Genomic DNA, 18137 nt, shown 5'->3' with positions numbered 1-18137 from the left:
TCATAAAAAATTAAAGCCAAAGCTTGATGCTTTGGCTTTCTTATATTCTTCATACAAGCTTAAATGAATTAAAACTATTTTTTTATGTTTTGTTTATAACGCTTCGCTGGCCATGTCATGGTAAAACGTGCGCCACCTAAGTTAGGGCTTTGGTCTACCATAATATCTCCACCGAACCAATACGCGATACGACTCACGATTGATAAACCCAAACCATACCCACCTGATGCGCGTGTACGACTATCATCCAAACGAGCAAAGGCTTCAAAAATACGTGCGCGCTCTTGCTCTGGAATGCCCGGCCCATCGTCCTCTACACAGACATATGCCTTACCATCAGCACGAACACCACCACTAATTCGAACTTTATGATCGCAATAACGAACGGCATTTCCAACCAAGTTTTGTACCACACGATGCAAATAGCGACGTTCAGCATCTACAGATAATGACAACGGCGGTGCAATTAACTCAATTTCTTTTTGAGTCTTCAGTGCTTCAGTTTCCATTGCAACCTGATCAAGTACTTCGACCAGCACAAGGTCCTCAAAGTCCAAAGATGGTGTACCCTGCTCCAGTTTCGCATAGGTCATGATTTCATCAATCAGGGTATTGAGTGCCTCAATATCCTTATCAATCATCTCCACCTGCTGAATACGGTAACTATAGTCATCCTCTTCTGCCAGCATCTCCATACCAAAGCGGATACGCGCCACAGGCGTTCTGAGTTCATGCGACACTGCGCGCATTAATTCCCGTTGCGCCTCAATCAGGCGCTGGATATGGTCTGACATATTGTTATAACTTGATGCCAAATTTGCCATTTCATCTGTGCCTTCAATCGGAACACGTAATGACAGGTCACCCGATTTCATTTTATTCAGGGCATGACGAACCTGACGAATTTTCCGCTCAAGCGGTAGAATTAAACCGTAAACACCTAGACTTAATAAGAATAAGCTAAATAAGGTAATACCTGCTGAAAGCTGAAAAGGCATCCAATTAAACATTGGAACTGGACCTAAGATAAGAACTTGTGCAGGATGGTTTGGCATTGGAGAAACAATTGAAATCGTTGTACCACGTACAGTTGCACTATCCTTATATAACAGAATACTTTGGTCTTGACGTAAACGACCGATTTGCTCTGAATCTAGATTAATATCTTTAATATTGGCAATCGTAATCGGATAGTAAAAATGCTTTTTAATTCTTTCTAAATATTCACGCTCTTGCCCCGGATAAAAAATCAAATAATCCAGTACAAAAATTGGCAACGCCTTCATTTGGCGCTCGCCGAGCTTATCCACTTTGATATAAAGATAATGTTTCGCATCATCTTTCAGACCAATAATGATATAACCCACACCATTATTGGCATCATAACGAACCACTGATTTCTGCTCAGCAATCCGCTTTTTCTCAGTACGAGAAAGCTCTACACGTGCTGCATCAACATAGTAGATTGGAAGTTCTAGTAAATCGGAAGCATCAGAAATCCAATCTAGCTTTTGTTGTTTTTGAGGTTGTCGAGATACCCCCTCACTGATGACATATGAAATACCATCCGTCAGATATTCACGATATTCTTGCGCGCGTTGATAGTTGATGACCTGTACCAGCAAATAACAAAATGCGGCAACAACAACAACTAAAACCACTAATCCAGCATAAATTCGCAAGAAAATGCTGTTTTTTAGTACTCGACTTACCATAAGGGAAATAAATCCAAGCTAATTTAAAGCAAGATGCAAATTATATCCCGTTAGTTTCTTTAACGAATAAATAACCTTTGCTACGCACAGTTTTGATACGTTTTGGATTTTCTGGATCATCACCAATTTTTGGACGAATACGTGAAATACGCACATCGATCGAACGGTCTTGACCATCGTATTCAATACCACGGAGACGCTCAAAAATATCTTCACGAGATAAGATGCGCCCTGCGTTTGAAGCTAGCAACCACAATAAGTCATATTCAGCGCTCGTAAAATCAACCAGCTCACCGTTTAAAGTCACTGAACGGCCACCGTTATCAATCACGAGATCATCGAACTCGATACGTTGAGCAACTTCGTCTTCAACTGTTTTATCAGTACGACGTAATAAAGCACGAATACGAGCCAATAACACACGTGGTTGAACGGGTTTAGCAACATAGTCATCTGCACCCATTTCTAAACCAAGTACCTGATCCATATCTTCTGTACGCGCGGTTAACATCAAGATCGGTTGATGGTAATGTGGACGAACTTCTCGACAAACGGTTAAACCATCTGCACCTGGTAACATCACATCCAAGACAACTAAATCTGGTTGCTCACTGATAATACGGCGAATCGCACGATTACCATCTGTTTCGACCCCAACTTCTAAACCGTTACGAATCAAATACTCTTGTGTTAAGCGAGCTAAACGTTCGTCATCTTCAACGATCAAAATTTTTGGTAACTTTTCTTCTTGGCTCATTTGTATGCCCCTACAATTAGAGTGAATCTATCTATAAAAATCTGACAGATACATTGGTTTATGTTTTGCAATATACACACGTTTACATTGTAAACAAGTAGGCGTTCACCAAACTGATACACGTCCACCCAGTTTTGTTATATTTTTATTAATATGATGAATTTTAATGTCTTTTCCAGAATTACATGCTTGTTACAAACAACATGGATATTGAGTATAAATTTTGTACCAGTATTAAACAATTTGTTTCTTTGCGCTTCCGAAATAATTTAAGTGTCTGTTTTTTGAGTTATCCACAGAGTTATCTATACGTCTTTTTAAAGCCCTTTGCTATGCTATGTGCCTGTGAATACAGCAGTTAAAACACAAAAAAAACTTTAGTAAAATGTCAAGATTGATCTGCTGTTAAAAATCCCGTATCTTGTGTTGAAAATAAACTTTAACCACTAAGTATTGTGTTTATCCCTCAAACATCGTGACATATTCTGTGCACGGTTCAAACGGTCTATGAACATAAAAATAGATGATAATGGAGCTATGCTGACATGAGCATCATCACTTCCGCACCTGGCCAAATTCAGGTTATTAAGCGCACTGGAGAAATTGCGACATTTAATGCCGAAAAGATTTCTGTTGCGATCGGGAAAGCCTTTTTAGCTGTTGAAGGTCAACAAGGTGCTGACTCTAGTCGCATCCATGACCGTATCACTCAATTAACAGAGATGGTACTCAATACGTTTAATCGTCGTTTACCTTCTGGCGGTACGATTCATATCGAAGAAATTCAAGACCAAGTTGAATTGGCCCTGATGCGTACAGGTGAGCAAAAAGTTGCACGTGCCTACGTTATTTATCGTGAACAACGTGCCACTGCCCGTCAGCAAGCAGGTGCGAACCATCATCCTACCCTTCAAATCACTGATGCTCATGGACAGCTCCAACCATTAGACCTCGGTGCACTTACAGCGACAATCGAAACAGCAAGTGAAGGTTTGGAAGGGATTGATGTTCAAGCGATCGTCGATGAAACCGTTAAAAACTTATACAACGGTGTAAAAGAAAGCGACATCGCAACGACCATGATGATGGCAACACGTACTCGTATCGAGCAAGAGCCAAACTACACGTATGTAACTGCACGCTTATTACGTAATGAGCTAGTGAGCACAGGTTTAGAGTTCTTAGGTCTATCTACAGACACATTAGAAAATGATGCTTTAGAAACTTTCTTGAAGAAAGGGATCGAGCTTGATCTTCTTTCTGCTGATCTTCTTGATTTTGACCTTGCAAAATTGGCAGCAGCGATCCAACCAGAACGTTCAAACCAGTTTACTTATTTAGGTCTACAAACTTTATTTGACCGTTACTTCATTCACTCAAATGGCGTACGTTTCGAATTACCGCAATTATTCTTTATGCGCGTATCGATGGGTCTATCGCTCAATGAAGAAAATAAAGAAGAACGTGCAATTGAGTTCTATAACTTATTGTCTAGCTTCGACTATATGGCTTCTACGCCAACCCTGTTTAACTCTGGTACATTACGTCCACAATTATCAAGCTGTTATTTAACAACAATTGGTGATGACCTATATGACATTTATGGTGCAATGCGTGACAACGCGATGCTATCTAAATGGGCAGGTGGTTTAGGTAATGACTGGACGCCAGTTCGTGCCTTGAACTCATATATCAAAGGGACTAACGGTAAGTCACAAGGTGTCGTTCCATTCCTTAAAGTGGCGAACGATACTGCTGTTGCGGTAAACCAAGGTGGCAAGCGTAAAGGTGCAGTCTGTGCATACCTTGAAACTTGGCACCTGGACATCGAAGAATTTCTGGAACTGCGTAAGAACACTGGTGATGACCGTCGTCGTACCCACGATATGAACACTGCGAACTGGGTTCCTGACCTGTTTATGCAACGTGTATTCGAAGATGCAGAATGGACACTCTTCACACCTTCTGAAACCCCTGATCTACATGACTTAACAGGCGCAGAATTCGCTGAGCGTTATGCTTACTACGAAAGCATTGCCAAAGAAACAAACATGCTGCACAAGAAAATCCGTGCAAAAGATTTGTGGCGCAAAATGCTGTCGATGCTGTTTGAAACTGGTCACCCGTGGATCACATTCAAAGACGTATGTAACCTGCGTTCACCACAGCAACACGTAGGCGTGGTTCACTCTTCTAACTTGTGTACAGAAATCACATTAAACACAAGCAAAGATGAAATTGCGGTATGTAACTTAGGTTCGATCAACCTTGTACAACACGTTCAAGGTGGTGTGTTAGACCGTGAAAAGCTTGCACGTACAGTAAAAACAGCAGTTCGTATGCTCGACAACGTGATCGACATCAACTACTACGCGGTACCACAAGCACGCAATTCAAACTTGAAACATCGTCCTGTAGGTATGGGCATCATGGGCTTCCAAGATGCACTTTATGAAATGAACTTGGCTTATGGTTCAGATGCTGCAGTTGAATTTGCCGATGAATCTATGGAAGTGATTAGCTACTACGCGATTCAAACGTCTAGTGACTTGGCGGTTGAGCGTGGTACTTACGAAACATTTAAAGGTTCATTGTGGGATCAAGGTATCTTGCCAATCGACTCTTTAGAAATTGTTGCGAAATCTCGTCCAGAGCGTATGTTCGAAGTTGATCGTACACAACGTTTAGATTGGGATAGCTTACGTGCCAAAGTTCAAAAAGACGGTATGCGTAACTCGAATGTGATGGCAATTGCACCTACAGCAACCATTTCAAACATTTGTGGCGTGTCTCAATCAATTGAGCCAACATTCCAGAACTTGTATGTGAAATCTAACCTTTCTGGTGAATTCACCGTGATCAACCCTTACCTTGTTCGTGCATTAAAAGAACGTGGTCTGTGGGACACTGTGATGGTGAATGACCTGAAACACTTCGAAGGTTCAGTACAAAAGATTGCACGCATTCCTGAAGAGTTAAAAGCGATCTTCGCAACTGCGTTTGAAGTGGATACACGTTGGATCGTAGATGCTGCATCTCGTCGTCAAAAGTGGATCGATCAAGCACAGTCATTGAACCTTTACATCGCTGGGGCGAATGGTAAGAAACTGGACATCACGTATAAGATGGCATGGTTACGTGGTCTTAAAACCACGTATTACCTCCGAGCTTTAGGTGCAACATCTGCTGAGAAATCAACAATTAACACTGGTGCACTGAATGCAGTAAAACCAGCGACAATTGAAGCACCTATCGTTGCGGCTCAAGCAGTTGAAGAGAAAAAACCTGAAGTTCAAGTTGAAGAAGATGGTTTCACAACAGCAGCTCCAGTACCAATGGCTTGTTCAATCGACAATCCAGATTGTGAAGCTTGTCAGTAATTAGATCTTGGAGAAACCCTTCTTAAATAAAGTAGGGTTTATTTAAGATTTAAAGGAAAGAGGCAAGGATTATGTTCAATATTAGCCATAACTATATGTTAGGACTAGCTGTTTTAATCTTTGCCTTTATTTTCTTTTATGTACCAATGGTCTATGCATTTTTAGCCATTCGGAAACAACAGCGTAAGCAAGATCAATAAAGTGCTTTATTGGGAAGTAGAACTATGCTTCAAACTGATTTAGAACGATATGCTAATGCTCCTGCTGTTTTAGTACAGATTTATGTCGATCGGATAGTACTTCATTATCCATCTTCTACAGAATATCTAACTGAATGTGCACAGTTTTCACATCCACGTTCGTTATTAGGTGATTTTAGTATCGCTGAAACTACATTAACGCAGTTACTCAAACGTGGTGGTGGCGGTTTTAAGTATTTAGCTCCTTATATGTTTATTCAAGCAATGGAGCGAATGGAATTTGGTTTAACACAAGTAGAAATACGAGCATTACAAGAGCTAGGGCTAAGTAGCGGGGCAAGAGCGATTGCCATTTATGATGAAACAGGCAAATTATTAACGCCAAACTCACTTCCCGCAACTATCAATCTCAAACGTTTAGCGATGATGGGATTGATTATTACCCTTTTTGTTTTGCTGTGTTTCTTATGCGCCATTTTCATTTTTTAAAACTGCAATGTAAATAAATTAAGATTATAGTGAGATTAAATATGTCTATCCTTAGCTGGGACGATTTTGAAGATGATACGCAAAAACCGACTGCACCTGAACACAAGTCTGCGTCCCTCGACTCGCAAAAAACGCTTAATACGCAAGTGGTATCTGATTCAGAGCAACCATCGCCGCGCGTGGCAGTTGCACAACCCACTGGAACCAGTGCCAACCGAGCAACAAATCCAACCGATTCGTTGGCTAGAGCATCTGCAGCCCTAGAAAACCTTGATGTTGCATCAGGCTTAGAAGAGCTTGAAATGGGTGCACAGCGCGTACAAGTTGATGATAAAGCCATGATCAACTGTCGCGCAGACTTGAACCAACTTGTTCCATTTAAATACGAGTGGGCTTGGCAAAAGTATCTTGACGGGTGTGCAAACCACTGGATGCCGCAAGAAGTGAACATGAACCATGACATCGCGCTTTGGAAGTCTGAAAATGGCTTAACAGAAGATGAGCGTACCATTGTCATGCGTTCTTTAGGTTTCTTCTCAACTGCAGATTCGTTGGTTGCAAATAACTTGGTATTAGCAATCTATCGCCATATTACAAACCCTGAATGCCGCCAATACATCTTGCGTCAAGCATTTGAAGAAGCGATTCATACACATGCGTATCAGTACTGTATTGAATCTTTAGGTATGGATGAAGGCGAAGTCTTTAACATGTACCGTGAGATTCCAAGTGTTGCACGTAAAGCATCATGGGGCTTGAAATATACACAATCTTTAAGTGATCCTACATTCCACACAGGAACACCTGAAAACGACCAACGCTTACTTCGTAACTTGATCGCATTCTACTGTGTACTTGAAGGAATCTTCTTCTACTGTGGCTTCACTCAAATCTTGAGTATGGGCCGTCGTAACAAGATGAACGGTGTTGCTGAACAGTTCCAATACATCCTACGTGATGAATCTATGCACTTGAACTTTGGTATTGATATGATCAACCAAATCAAGATTGAGAACCCTCACCTTTGGACTGCCGAATTCCAACAAGAAGTCATTCAAATGATTCTTGAAGGTACCATGCTTGAGATCGAATACGCACGTGATACGATGCCACGTGGTGTATTGGGTATGAATGCAAGCATGATGGAAGAATACTTGAAATTCATCTGTAACCGTCGTTTATCGCAACTTGGTTTACCAGAGCAATTCGCTGGTGTAACAAACCCATTTGCATGGATGTCTGAGATGATGGACTTGCGTAAAGAGAAGAATTTCTTTGAAACGCGCGTTACGGATTACCAAACTGGTGGTGCTTTGAGCTGGTAAGTATTTGCTCACCAAGTCACCCATATAAGAAAGCTGTCTCAAAGACGGCTTTTTTATAGCTATTAAAATGCCATGCCAGTTCTTATCAAATAAAATTAAACAAAGTAAATATAATTTCTTTTTTAACAATAAGCTAAATAAACCACTATCCAAGTGATCTTGAATCTTACATTTTTAAACATTTGGTAAACAAAAACACTGCCTAAATTAAAGTAAAATTCACGAACTTTTTCCTCTCGCATCAGTTGGGCAACCCCTGTGCTGATGTGCATTTGCGCTCACTCATCATTTAAATCTTTTCTCTCTATATCATCCATATAGGGGGTCATTTAATTTTTAAGGTAAATTGAATGAAAAAATTTTGGAAGTACTTATTAGTACTACTTCTAGTACTCATAGTTATTGCAATTGCCTTTCTTTTTAGACCGATTACGTCTAAGGCAATTAAAACGAAAAACGACGAACCTGTGGTTGATGTTGTACTTATCGGTGGCGGTATCATGAGTGCCACGCTCGGTACATATCTCAACGAGTTACAACCTGACTGGAACATCCGCATGTATGAACGTCTTGATGCAGTCGCACAAGAAAGTTCAAATGGCTTTAACAATGCGGGTACAGGACACTCTGGCTTTATGGAAATGAACTATACCGAAGAAAAAGACGGTAAAATGGACATTTCTAAAGCAGTTAAAGTAGCAAGCCAATTCGAAATTGCTAAGCAATTCTGGGCTTATCAAGTGAAACAAGGTGTATTAGAAACATCAAGTACATTCATTAACCCAGTACCACACATTGCATTCGTATGGGGCGATAATGTGAACTTCATGGAAAAGCGTTATGCTGCCATGATTCAAAATCCGTTATTCGCTGGCATGAAATTGAGTGAGGACAAAGCCGAAATTCAGCAGTGGGCACCATTGGTGATGGACGGTCGTGATCCTCAGCAAAAAGTGGCTGCAACTCGTATGGACGTTGGTTCTGACGTGAACTACGGTGCAATCACCAAGCAATTGATTAACAATCTCGAGAAAAGTCCAAACTTTAAACTCAGAACTTCGACTGAAGTCACTGGGATTAGTAAGAATGACGATAATACTTGGTCTGTTGCATTCAAAGATGTCAAATCTGGTGAAGTCAGTCATGTAAAAACACGTTTCGTGTTTATTGGTGCTGGCGGTGCTGCAATTAAATTATTGCAAATGACTGGTTTACCAGAAGCGCAACAATATGCGGGCTTCCCTGTGGGTGGTGAGTTCCTTGTGACTGACAATCCTGCGGTAACAGCAAAACACACGGCCAAGGTCTATGGTCGTGCTGATCTGGGTGCGCCTCCAATGTCTGTTCCACATATCGATACCCGTTATATCGACGGTAAAAAATATGTGTTGTTTGGCCCATTTGCAACCTATTCAAACAAGTTCCTAAAACATGGTTCACAGCTTGATTTGCTTGCATCGACCAACAAAAACAACGTCTTGCCTATGGCTGCAATTGGTCTACAAAATGCTGATCTTGTTCAGTATCTCGTAAGCCAAGTGTTAATGTCTGATGCAGATCGTTTCAACGAGTTGAAAAAATACTACCCTGAAGCTGACCCTAAAGACTGGCATTTACAACAAGGTGGTCAACGCGTTCAGATCATCAAAAAAGAGCCAGGCAAACCTGCCAAATTGCAATTCGGTACAGAAATCTTTGCATCTAAAGACAAGTCTGTAACTGCATTGTTGGGTGCTTCTCCGGGTGCATCTACATCACCTTACATCATGCTTAACTTGCTTGAAAAAGCATTCCCTGAGCAGACTAAAGGTGTATGGAATGACAAATTGCATGAGATCGTACGTTCTTATGGTAAAGACCTTGCAACAGATCCAGCGTTGTTAGATCAAATCCGTCAATACTCAAGTGCAACTTTGGGCTTGAATTATACGACTCCAGCAAACTTAGTTCCTGCTAAGAAAGTCGAAAAAGCGGAAGCTGTTGCTCAATAAGTAACGCTAAGTACATCAAAAAGGGAGGAGTTTTGGCTCTTCCCTTTTTCTCATTTTGTCTTTTATTTTTATACTATGCCTTCTGCTGCACCCCACTCTGCTTTTGCTGCATTTGCCAGTCGTGACTTTAAGTTATTGACTCTCAATCAATGCTGCCTGACTTTTGCGGTGCTGATTCAAGAGGTGCTGATTGCCTTTCATTTGTATCAAATCACCAAAAATCCACTTTTCCTCGGTTTACTCGGGATCATGGATTTTTTACCTTTTATGGCGCTGTCTTTATGGGGTGGTTATATTGCTGATCGTTTTAATCGGCAGCGTATTTTACAAATCAGTTTTAGCTTTGCCATCCCCTTATCGATTGCTTTGTGGATCAGTTTTGATCTTTTCCACACCCAAACCATCAGTGCAAATTTATTATTAATCTCATCCTTGAGTATTTTATTTTTATTTGGCTGTATTCGCGGCATATACAGTCCCTGCTTTAATTCTTTACGTCCTTTTGTCGTACCCGAACATTTGTATACTAATGCAGCAACATGGACCAGCATGTGTTGGCAAGCTTGCGGCATACTTGCACCCGTGGTTGGCGGTTTTCTATTGGCACATCTGGATTTGGATATTACTTTTAGCGTCATCGTGGCACTTTTTTTAAGTGGCAGTATTGCCCTCTGGTGTTTGCAAAAACGAGATTTTCCTCAAATCCAAACAGAATCGGTAACTCAAAGTCTAAAAGACGCACTACAATTTATTTTTAAAACCAAAATTATTTTTTGGGCGATGTTTCTCGATCTCGGCTCTATTTTCTTTGGCGGCATCATCGCGCTACTGCCCATTTTTGCCCAAGATATTTTGCATGTCGGTGCCGATGGTTTTGGTCTATTACGCACTGCGCCTGCATTTGGTGGCTTGGTCATGATGCTGATCTTGGTGCGTTACCTGCCCAAATCCAGACCGTGGCAGATGATGCTCATTGCGGTCACTGGCTTTGCGCTATGTACTTTGTTATTTGCTGTTACCAGACACCTCTATTTTTCCATTGCAGTTCTCATTATCATGGGGGCATGTGACAGCATCAACATAATTATTCGTCAAACGATTCTGCAACTGATTCCACCCAAGGACATGCTTGGACGTGTCGCTGCTATTAATGGCATCTTTGTCACGTCCAGTAATGAGCTGGGTGCATTGCAGTCCAGTGTGATGACACGCTTTTTTAGCGTGGTGCCCGCTATGTTGATTGGCGGTTCACTGTCTTTGTTCTGTGTGCTACTGACCAAGATCAAAACCAAAGATTTATTGAAGTTTCATTTTTAACCCCCCAAACAAACAGCTATTTAAAAAACCAATATCATATGAAACACACTTTGCCCGAATCTTCAGGCCCCTCCAAATTTATTATTTTTTCCGTTTTTGTATGGCTAGTGCTGTTGTGGCTACAGTCGACCTATATTGTCATTATCGGGGGGCAAGCCTATTTGTTCTGGACTTCTTTGGGTCTGTTGATTCTGAACGTACTCAGCTTGCGCCCCAACATCTTAAAAAATCGAATTGCTCTGGCGATTACAGCACTACTGTTGCTCTATCTGGGCTTTCACTCTTTATTTTACACCTATTTGATCATCGCTTTTTACTGTATTTTCTATTTATATGAGGGTGAATATAAACATAAACGCGCCATTAAGTTGATCAGCCTGTTTTTGATCATGATCGTTTTTGCAATCTACCAAAGCCAATCACTGCATGAACTGAAAAGCCATTATGCAAACTATGAAACGGGTGAAACATGGCAAAAATATGGTGCGCTATAAACCCTAACATTTATGTTTTTTGTGTTCTTGATCAAATCATTTTTTCTATATGTAACCATAAACTGAAGTGTATCCTGCAAAGTCAGTTGAGCAGGTTTAGTGCCCAATAGAAATTGATATTCGTGTCCTGTAGGATTAGTTTTGTGATCAAAATATCGTGATTGTGTTACTACGCCGACTTTCAGTAATTGTTTTTCTAATTCAAGTGCTTGTTATTCGTACTTTTCTGTTTGAGATATTCAACATGTTGGCGATCTGTTTTCCATGAAGATTCCAATATTTCTTTTTCTATTCTGTAATGAATTCTTTTTTGCTTCATTGAACTGATTACTTCCTCATTGAAGCTCTTTACATAATTTATCCATGCCTTTCCACGAAATACATTTTCAGGCATCTCTGTTTTGAATTCACTTCTAGGAGTAAAAACAATAACTGAATGCAAATATTTTGGTTCAAGTATATCACTTAAAATCATCTCCAAAACTTTCATGTGTTTGTAGTTTTGATGTAATGGATTTTGAAATTTATAACTTTTTTTATAAATCTTTTGCGTCCATTGTTTCTGACGAGCACTACCAAAAATCCAACCCGTATAGTTTTTCGTTTCTATAATAAAAACACCGTAAGGACTTATTAGAATGTGATCAATTTGTGTTGTTCCCTGCTCTTGGTCAGGAATCGTACAGTTATTTAACAGAATATACTCATCGCCTAATGCTTTATCGACATGTACGGCAACCATGAGTTCACCCATCTTTCCTTTAAAATGGGGCGATTTCAAATAAGTAAGAACAGCTAAAATAATAATGATAAAAATAAAATAGAAAAGCATCTCTTCCCAATCACTTATAGTTTTGAAGTTTAAAATAATAAATCTAATACGTTATAAATATTATATTAATAACATAATCAATTAATTCAGACGTAAAAAAACCGCTAACTTAGCGGTTTTTTATCTCATCTTAAAGATGATGGTCGGAGCAGTAGGATTCGAACCTACGACCCCCTGGTCCCAAACCAGGTGCACTACCAGGCTGTGCTATGCTCCGAAATTGGGGTGAATGACGGGATTCGAACCCGCGACAACCGGAATCACAATCCGGGGCTCTACCAACTGAGCTACATCCACCATCAAAACTTTGATTCTACATACCAAGCTGCCAAATGGCGCGCCTGACAGGATTCGAACCTGTGACCATCCGCTTAGAAGGCGGATGCTCTATCCAACTGAGCTACAGGCGCATAACGATGATAATACTATCACGATACTTCGCCGATATTTAAAACTATGTTTTTCAACATATTTTAAATGGTCGGAGCAGTAGGATTCGAACCTACGACCCCCTGGTCCCAAACCAGGTGCACTACCAGGCTGTGCTATGCTCCGATTTCTTTTCAGCTTTTAGCGTATCGCACATCGTGCGGTACGGTGTGCATTCTAGGCGCGACGCCCTAGAACGTCAACACCTATTTTTCAAAAAAAGAATAAATCCTTATCAAATGTATATTTAACAAGCATTTTTAGACGTTTTAGCGTTTCAAAGAAGCACTAAAGTTCAACATTCGATCTAAGGGTAATTTCGCGCGTTCAGCAAGAGCAGGATCAACGTGTATTTCTTGATCGGCATGTTGTAATACATGCAAGATTCCATCCAGTTCATTCATCGCCATCCACGGACAATGTGCGCATGAACGACAAGTTGCCCCCTCACCTGCGGTTGGTGCTTCAAATAATTCTTTATCAGGCGCTGCTTGTTGCATTTTATAGAAAATACCGCGATCCGTTGCCACGATCATTTGTTTATGTGGCAAGGTCTGAGCTGCTTTAATCAGTTGCGAGGTGCTCCCCACCGCATCAGCAATATCCACTACTGATTCAGGTGATTCAGGATGTACCAAAACCGCCGCATCGGGATAAAGTGCTTTCATTTGCGCGATACCACGGGCACGAAATTCTTCATGCACGATACAGGCACCATCCCAAAGCAGCATATCTGCACCAGTTTTCTTCTGGATATAGCGACCTAAATGTTGGTCAGGTGCCCAAATAATTTTTTCGCCCAAACTATCTAAATGTTCAATGATCTCAACCGCACAACTTGAAGTCACAACCCAATCGGCACGTGCTTTTACAGCCGCCGAGGTATTGGCATACACCACCACGGTATGATCAGGATGCTGATCACAGAATGCGGTAAACTCATCTACAGGACAACCCAAATCCAGTGAACAGGTGGCTTCCAAAGTTGGCATCAACACTGTTTTTTCTGGTGAGAGAATCTTGGAGGTTTCGCCCATAAATTTCACCCCTGCCACCACAAGGGTTGTTGCAGGATGATCACGACCAAAACGTGCCATTTCCAATGAATCAGAAACACAGCCCCCTGTCAGTTCAGCAAGCTCTTGTACTTCAGGATCACAGTAATAGTGAGCCACAAGCACTGCATTTCGCTTTTTCAACTCAGCTGCAATTTGGGCAAACTTTTCTTGTTTCACTTCTGGGCTAAGACTATTGTCCTTTGGCTCGCCCAAACGATCTAAATGCGCCTGCACAATATTTTTGGCTTCGTTCGCAATTAAATTCGCATCATTCATAAAGCGTCTTCTCTATCCTGCGTGCTTGCATCGCTGCAAACTTATAACGTGGGTATCTTGGTGAGCATTTAGTTAATATCACACTATCCACATACCAGCTTATAAAAAAAGCCTCACTGTGGAGGCTTTATTATAACGCAAATTTATGAACGATAATCGGCATTAATTTTGACATAGTCATAAGAAAAGTCACAGGTATAAACCGTGTCTTTAGCTGTACCACGACCGAGGTCAATACGAATGCTAATTTCCTTTTCAGCCATGACGGCTGCACCTGCTTCTTCAGTATAATCTGGGTTTGCACCACCATCTAAGCAAATCTGTAGATCACCTAACCAAACTTGTACTTTACTACTATCTAGGTTGGGTACACCTGCCTTACCAATCGCCATCACAATTCGCCCCCAGTTTGGATCTGAAGCGAATAAAGCTGTTTTAATTAACGGCGACTCGGCAACACTATAGGCAACATCACAACATTCTTGAGTATTTTCTCCACCATCAACCTGTACCGTAATGAATTTAGTTGCACCTTCACCATCACGAACAATCAATTGTGCTAAACGATTCATAATACGCGCAAGTACATCCAGCACTTGTTGGTAACGAGGGTCATCTTGTGACTCAATTTCTGCGCCACCAGCTAGACCTGTTGCTACAAAAATACATGAGTCATTGGTTGAAGTGTCGCCATCGATTGTGATGCGGTTAAACGAATGTTCGACAGTCGTTTGTAACAGTTGCTGAACAAGTACTTTTGATATTGGTGCATCTGTTGCAACAAAGCTCAACATGGTTGCCATGTTCGGGCGAATCATACCCGCACCTTTACTGATTCCAGTCATGGTGTATGTCACACCATCAAGCTCAAACTGTTCAGATGCACCTTTCGGAGTAGTATCTGTGGTCATAATGCCAGAAGCAGCTTCAGCCCAACGATCCGCATTTAAATCATTTAATGCAGGCTGAATACCTTGAACTAAACGCTCAATCGGAAGTTGCTCACCAATTACACCTGTTGAAAATGGTAGAATCTGATTCGCTTGGACACCTGCTAATTCCGCTAATTTGGCACAAGTTGTTTCTGCATTTTTATAACCTACAGTTCCTGTTGCCGCATTTGCATTACCAGTGTTAATAATCAAATAACGTGGTGTATTTTCTACCAAGTGTTTTTTACTAAGCAAAACTGGCGCAGCAGCAAATGCACTTTGAGTAAATACACCTGCTACATTTGAACCTTCAGCAAATTCAAAAATGACTAGATCTCGTCGATTTGGATAACGTACATACGCCTCAGTTGAGCCAATTTTTACACCCTGCACCACATGCATAAGTGGCATTGTTACGTCACCAACAGCCATTTTTAAACTTCCATTCAATTTGTTATGAAAAAGAAAATGAATACATACCCTATATATGAGACTCGGAAAGTTCATCTACAACCTGCGTGGTATTTGTAATATCCCGTTTCTGCGATAGATAAAACAAATGCAGCAAGTGAACAGGTTTTGTAGATGACAATGCCTTTGGTTACTTTGGGCGAAACCAAAGTAACTCGAACCGAAGGTTATTCCTAATATTGGATTACGCTAAGCAAGACACTGCCTCGCCAATAACTGAGTTACGGTTCAAGTCATAAAATATGTGGATTCATATCTGTTAAGTAGCTTATTCCAAAAAGCAATGAAAATCGAGTATTAACAATACAGATTATGGAATTTGACTTTGCTCTAAACTGAGTAAAATCTGCTTCTTATCCAACCCACCAGCGAAACCAACTAATGCCCCACTCGATCCAATCACTCGATGACACGGCGCAATAATCGAAATCGGATTCTTACCATTCGCAGCACCCACTGCACGTACAGCTTTTTCATTACCAATCTGGAGTGCAATCTCTTTATAACTACGTGTTTCCCCGTAAGGAATCGTCAATAAAGCCTTCCAAACCTGCTGCTGAAAATCAGTGCCATGAAAATCAAGAGGTAAATCAAATTGTTGGCGCTGCCCTACAAAGTATTCTTCTAATTGTTTTTTAACTCGCTGTAACATCGGATGTTGATGATCTTCTAAGGGCTTTGCTAAACGAACTCTTTTATGATCTTCATTATCCCACATGACTGCAACTAAAGCCTGGTCATGTGCAACCAGTTTTAATGCACCTACAGGAGAATCCATATACATATAAACCAATTGCATTAAAAATTCCCCATAGGCTTTGTTCTATTCAGCTTACTCAATCCGATAAGATGCTGAATTTTCTTAATTTGAAGACAATTTCATTAAAATCAGACCAGATACGATCAACACTGCTGCAATCATTCGCATTGCGGTCATCGGCTCATTCAAAATGAGAATACCCACCACGAAAGAGCCAATCGCTCCAATCCCTGTCCACACCGTATATGCTGTACCTAAAGGAAGTGAACGCATTGAAATCGATAATAAAACAACACTTAAAATCATGAAAACAATGGTCACGATGCTTGGCGTTAACTTTGTAAAACCTTCAGACATTTTCATAGAATATGCCCAAATAATTTCAAAAATACCCGCCAAGATTAAAATTGCCCAAGCCATTTTTAACCGTCTACTTTATCAATAGTCGGGTCGTCCCAACGTGATTCTTTGCAAGGAGGTCGTCCACCTTAGTTGAACAGTTTACTGTAAAATGCGCAATTGTGCGAATTGTTGTGTATCTAGATAATTTAAACATTTGAAATAATTAAAATTTCTTAACACAACTATTACTGCCAAACGATACTTTCAACTTTCATGAGTTCACAAGCACCATTCCCTGTATCTTCTCGAGATAGAGAGCTTTTCCATCGCCAGCCATCTGAAGCCTGAATCTCAATCAATGAACCTTTTAAATAGACCAAATCATCTTTTTTTATCTTCTTCATTTGCGATGCCACAGAAGGATTTGCTGGGACTAAATGCATGTTGGTACTATGTGTTGCAATCTCTCTTAATGAAATAGGCGGCTCATTTTTAACTTTCCAATAATACCAACGATTACTTTGAGAAATATCAATGTGCTCATACACTTGCGGTTTCGCCATCTCTCCCCAACCGACTGCAATGTCGATCGGTGAAAATTCAGCTTCTCTTCCCCAATGATAATCTTCTTTGGATAAGACACGGAAAGAACCTTCATACTTTTCTAATTCGATGATTTGAACATTCTGTTGTTTCTTGAGTTGATCTAAATCAGGAACAGGTTTTAAAAAATTTGTCCAAATTAACCATGCGATAGCCAATCCTAGTAGGCCATACATCCATCTTGGCATGCTTAATTATCCTTCTTTCCTTGTAAGCATTTTATCCATTGCTTTAAATGATTGAAGCATGAAATTAAAAAATGACTTAAAGCACTTCAATAACTATCCTGTGACTCATTTTTATGCTCCTGTAAAGTTGCAGTATCTGTATTCAAAGTATTCATTTCTAAAGGTTCATAATGTGACAAAGTTTGTTGTAACTCAGCTCCCAAGCTCAAGCGAATTAGAGCAATTGTCACTTCATCAATTGCATAATAATGATATAAAGTTAGATGACGTGTATCTAAATCAATACTATGTTCAACTAAGATTTCAGCAAATGGCAATAATGCTTTTCGAATACGTTGTACTTCCACCAAACTACTCATGTGTGGAATATAATAAAAACTGACTTTCATACTGCCGCCATCACGTGGAACAGTGTCAAATTGAGTTATCAAATTTTGTGATTTTTCTCTCCGACTTAGAGATTCATTTGCTTTATCAGTTATTAAATTGTCTTGTTGTTCTAAAGCCATTTATGCACCATGAATGACTCAAAAAAGATACTGCTAGTATAAACCAACAGTATCTCAAGATAGTGACAT

Annotated in this window: 16 protein-coding genes and 4 tRNA genes; 7 read left to right on the top strand and 13 right to left on the bottom strand. The window is 40.4% G+C overall.

Annotation, left to right across the window (positions count from 1 at the left end; translation table 11 throughout):
* Positions 1-74 precede the first annotated feature (74 nt).
* Together bfmS and bfmR are read right to left on the bottom strand one after the other, a co-directional pair.
* Entirely contained in the window at positions 75-1715 is a 1641-nt protein-coding gene (gene bfmS / locus ABLB98_RS02970) for a sensor histidine kinase BfmS (RefSeq protein ID WP_005158651.1), read from the bottom strand.
* Positions 1716-1755: 40 nt separating this feature from the next.
* A complete protein-coding gene (gene bfmR / locus ABLB98_RS02965) occupies positions 1756-2472 on the bottom strand; it encodes a response regulator transcription factor BfmR (RefSeq protein ID WP_004655457.1) in 717 nt (238 codons plus the stop codon).
* A gap of 545 nt (positions 2473-3017) precedes the next feature.
* On the opposite strand from bfmR, the gene ABLB98_RS02960 reads away from it, so the two are divergent.
* The 7 genes from ABLB98_RS02960 (at position 3018) to ABLB98_RS02930 (ending at position 11668) form a co-directional block, all read left to right on the top strand.
* Positions 3018-5852: a ribonucleoside-diphosphate reductase subunit alpha gene (locus ABLB98_RS02960; protein ID WP_348882832.1), complete on the top strand. Its 2835-nt coding sequence runs from the start codon at positions 3018-3020 to the stop codon at positions 5850-5852.
* A 71-nt stretch (positions 5853-5923) separates the two neighbouring features.
* Positions 5924-6052 (top strand): hypothetical protein, encoded by a 129-nt coding sequence (locus ABLB98_RS02955; protein ID WP_005158656.1) that lies wholly within the window; start codon positions 5924-5926, stop codon positions 6050-6052.
* Positions 6053-6076: 24 nt separating this feature from the next.
* Complete coding sequence (locus tag ABLB98_RS02950; RefSeq protein WP_004682967.1) at positions 6077-6541, top strand: hypothetical protein; 465 nt, start codon at positions 6077-6079, stop codon at positions 6539-6541.
* A 41-nt stretch (positions 6542-6582) separates the two neighbouring features.
* Positions 6583-7866, top strand: coding sequence for a ribonucleotide-diphosphate reductase subunit beta (locus tag ABLB98_RS02945; protein ID WP_348882833.1), 1284 nt, complete (start codon positions 6583-6585; stop codon positions 7864-7866).
* Positions 7867-8216: 350 nt separating this feature from the next.
* The gene (gene mqo, locus ABLB98_RS02940) at positions 8217-9857 is read left to right on the top strand and encodes a malate dehydrogenase (quinone) (protein WP_348882834.1); all 1641 of its coding nucleotides are present in this window, start codon (positions 8217-8219) and stop codon (positions 9855-9857) included.
* A gap of 75 nt (positions 9858-9932) precedes the next feature.
* Positions 9933-11174 (top strand): MFS transporter, encoded by a 1242-nt coding sequence (locus tag ABLB98_RS02935; RefSeq protein WP_348882835.1) that lies wholly within the window; start codon positions 9933-9935, stop codon positions 11172-11174.
* Positions 11175-11212: 38 nt separating this feature from the next.
* Positions 11213-11668, top strand: coding sequence for a hypothetical protein (locus ABLB98_RS02930; RefSeq protein WP_348882836.1), 456 nt, complete (start codon positions 11213-11215; stop codon positions 11666-11668).
* A 196-nt stretch (positions 11669-11864) separates the two neighbouring features.
* Here the strand turns inward: ABLB98_RS02930 and ABLB98_RS02925 are convergent, their stop codons facing one another.
* The 11 genes from ABLB98_RS02925 to ABLB98_RS02875 form a co-directional block, all read right to left on the bottom strand.
* Positions 11865-12500: a nuclease-related domain-containing protein gene (locus ABLB98_RS02925; protein ID WP_087547903.1), complete on the bottom strand. Its 636-nt coding sequence runs from the start codon at positions 12498-12500 to the stop codon at positions 11865-11867.
* A gap of 140 nt (positions 12501-12640) precedes the next feature.
* Positions 12641-12717 (bottom strand) — tRNA-Pro (locus tag ABLB98_RS02920).
* A 4-nt stretch (positions 12718-12721) separates the two neighbouring features.
* A tRNA-His gene (locus ABLB98_RS02915) sits at positions 12722-12797 on the bottom strand.
* Positions 12798-12833: 36 nt separating this feature from the next.
* A tRNA-Arg gene (locus tag ABLB98_RS02910) sits at positions 12834-12910 on the bottom strand.
* Between the two features lie 68 nt (positions 12911-12978).
* A tRNA-Pro gene (locus ABLB98_RS02905) sits at positions 12979-13055 on the bottom strand.
* A 143-nt stretch (positions 13056-13198) separates the two neighbouring features.
* Positions 13199-14263 carry a quinolinate synthase NadA gene (nadA, locus tag ABLB98_RS02900; RefSeq protein WP_348882837.1) on the bottom strand — a complete coding sequence of 355 codons (1065 nt, stop codon included), beginning with the start codon at positions 14261-14263 and terminating at the stop codon, positions 13199-13201.
* A gap of 143 nt (positions 14264-14406) precedes the next feature.
* Positions 14407-15627, bottom strand: coding sequence for a bifunctional glutamate N-acetyltransferase/amino-acid acetyltransferase ArgJ (gene argJ, locus ABLB98_RS02895; protein ID WP_348882838.1), 1221 nt, complete (start codon positions 15625-15627; stop codon positions 14407-14409).
* 349 nt (positions 15628-15976) lie between these two features.
* Positions 15977-16465 (bottom strand): methylated-DNA--[protein]-cysteine S-methyltransferase, encoded by a 489-nt coding sequence (locus tag ABLB98_RS02890; protein ID WP_125271985.1) that lies wholly within the window; start codon positions 16463-16465, stop codon positions 15977-15979.
* Between the two features lie 63 nt (positions 16466-16528).
* The gene (locus ABLB98_RS02885) at positions 16529-16846 is read right to left on the bottom strand and encodes a multidrug efflux SMR transporter (protein WP_004952367.1); all 318 of its coding nucleotides are present in this window, start codon (positions 16844-16846) and stop codon (positions 16529-16531) included.
* A gap of 167 nt (positions 16847-17013) precedes the next feature.
* Entirely contained in the window at positions 17014-17559 is a 546-nt protein-coding gene (locus ABLB98_RS02880) for a hypothetical protein (RefSeq protein WP_348882839.1), read from the bottom strand.
* Positions 17560-17645: 86 nt separating this feature from the next.
* Complete coding sequence (locus tag ABLB98_RS02875) at positions 17646-18068, bottom strand: cobalt transporter (RefSeq protein WP_348882840.1); 423 nt, start codon at positions 18066-18068, stop codon at positions 17646-17648.
* Between the last annotated feature and the right edge of the window lie 69 nt (positions 18069-18137).

It is taken from the genome of Acinetobacter yuyunsongii (assembly GCF_041021915.1).
Taxonomy (GTDB): domain Bacteria; phylum Pseudomonadota; class Gammaproteobacteria; order Pseudomonadales; family Moraxellaceae; genus Acinetobacter.
This window is presented reverse-complemented; position numbering and strand designations above follow the sequence as displayed.

What these genes read in the sequence shown, in the direction of transcription:
- bfmS (WP_005158651.1), bottom strand. Translation starts at nt 1,715, where the DNA reads ATGGTAAGTCGAGTACTAAAAAACAGCATTTTCTTGCGAATTTATGCT.
- bfmR (WP_004655457.1), bottom strand. Translation starts at nt 2,472, where the DNA reads ATGAGCCAAGAAGAAAAGTTACCAAAAATTTTGATCGTTGAAGATGAC.
- ABLB98_RS02960 (WP_348882832.1), top strand. Translation starts at nt 3,018, where the DNA reads ATGAGCATCATCACTTCCGCACCTGGCCAAATTCAGGTTATTAAGCGC.
- ABLB98_RS02955 (WP_005158656.1), top strand. Translation starts at nt 5,924, where the DNA reads ATGTTCAATATTAGCCATAACTATATGTTAGGACTAGCTGTTTTAATC.
- ABLB98_RS02950 (WP_004682967.1), top strand. Translation starts at nt 6,077, where the DNA reads ATGCTTCAAACTGATTTAGAACGATATGCTAATGCTCCTGCTGTTTTA.
- ABLB98_RS02945 (WP_348882833.1), top strand. Translation starts at nt 6,583, where the DNA reads ATGTCTATCCTTAGCTGGGACGATTTTGAAGATGATACGCAAAAACCG.
- mqo (WP_348882834.1), top strand. Translation starts at nt 8,217, where the DNA reads ATGAAAAAATTTTGGAAGTACTTATTAGTACTACTTCTAGTACTCATA.
- ABLB98_RS02935 (WP_348882835.1), top strand. Translation starts at nt 9,933, where the DNA reads ATGCCTTCTGCTGCACCCCACTCTGCTTTTGCTGCATTTGCCAGTCGT.
- ABLB98_RS02930 (WP_348882836.1), top strand. Translation starts at nt 11,213, where the DNA reads ATGAAACACACTTTGCCCGAATCTTCAGGCCCCTCCAAATTTATTATT.
- ABLB98_RS02925 (WP_087547903.1), bottom strand. Translation starts at nt 12,500, where the DNA reads ATGCTTTTCTATTTTATTTTTATCATTATTATTTTAGCTGTTCTTACT.
- nadA (WP_348882837.1), bottom strand. Translation starts at nt 14,263, where the DNA reads ATGAATGATGCGAATTTAATTGCGAACGAAGCCAAAAATATTGTGCAG.
- argJ (WP_348882838.1), bottom strand. Translation starts at nt 15,627, where the DNA reads ATGGCTGTTGGTGACGTAACAATGCCACTTATGCATGTGGTGCAGGGT.
- ABLB98_RS02890 (WP_125271985.1), bottom strand. Translation starts at nt 16,465, where the DNA reads ATGCAATTGGTTTATATGTATATGGATTCTCCTGTAGGTGCATTAAAA.
- ABLB98_RS02885 (WP_004952367.1), bottom strand. Translation starts at nt 16,846, where the DNA reads ATGGCTTGGGCAATTTTAATCTTGGCGGGTATTTTTGAAATTATTTGG.
- ABLB98_RS02880 (WP_348882839.1), bottom strand. Translation starts at nt 17,559, where the DNA reads ATGCCAAGATGGATGTATGGCCTACTAGGATTGGCTATCGCATGGTTA.
- ABLB98_RS02875 (WP_348882840.1), bottom strand. Translation starts at nt 18,068, where the DNA reads ATGGCTTTAGAACAACAAGACAATTTAATAACTGATAAAGCAAATGAA.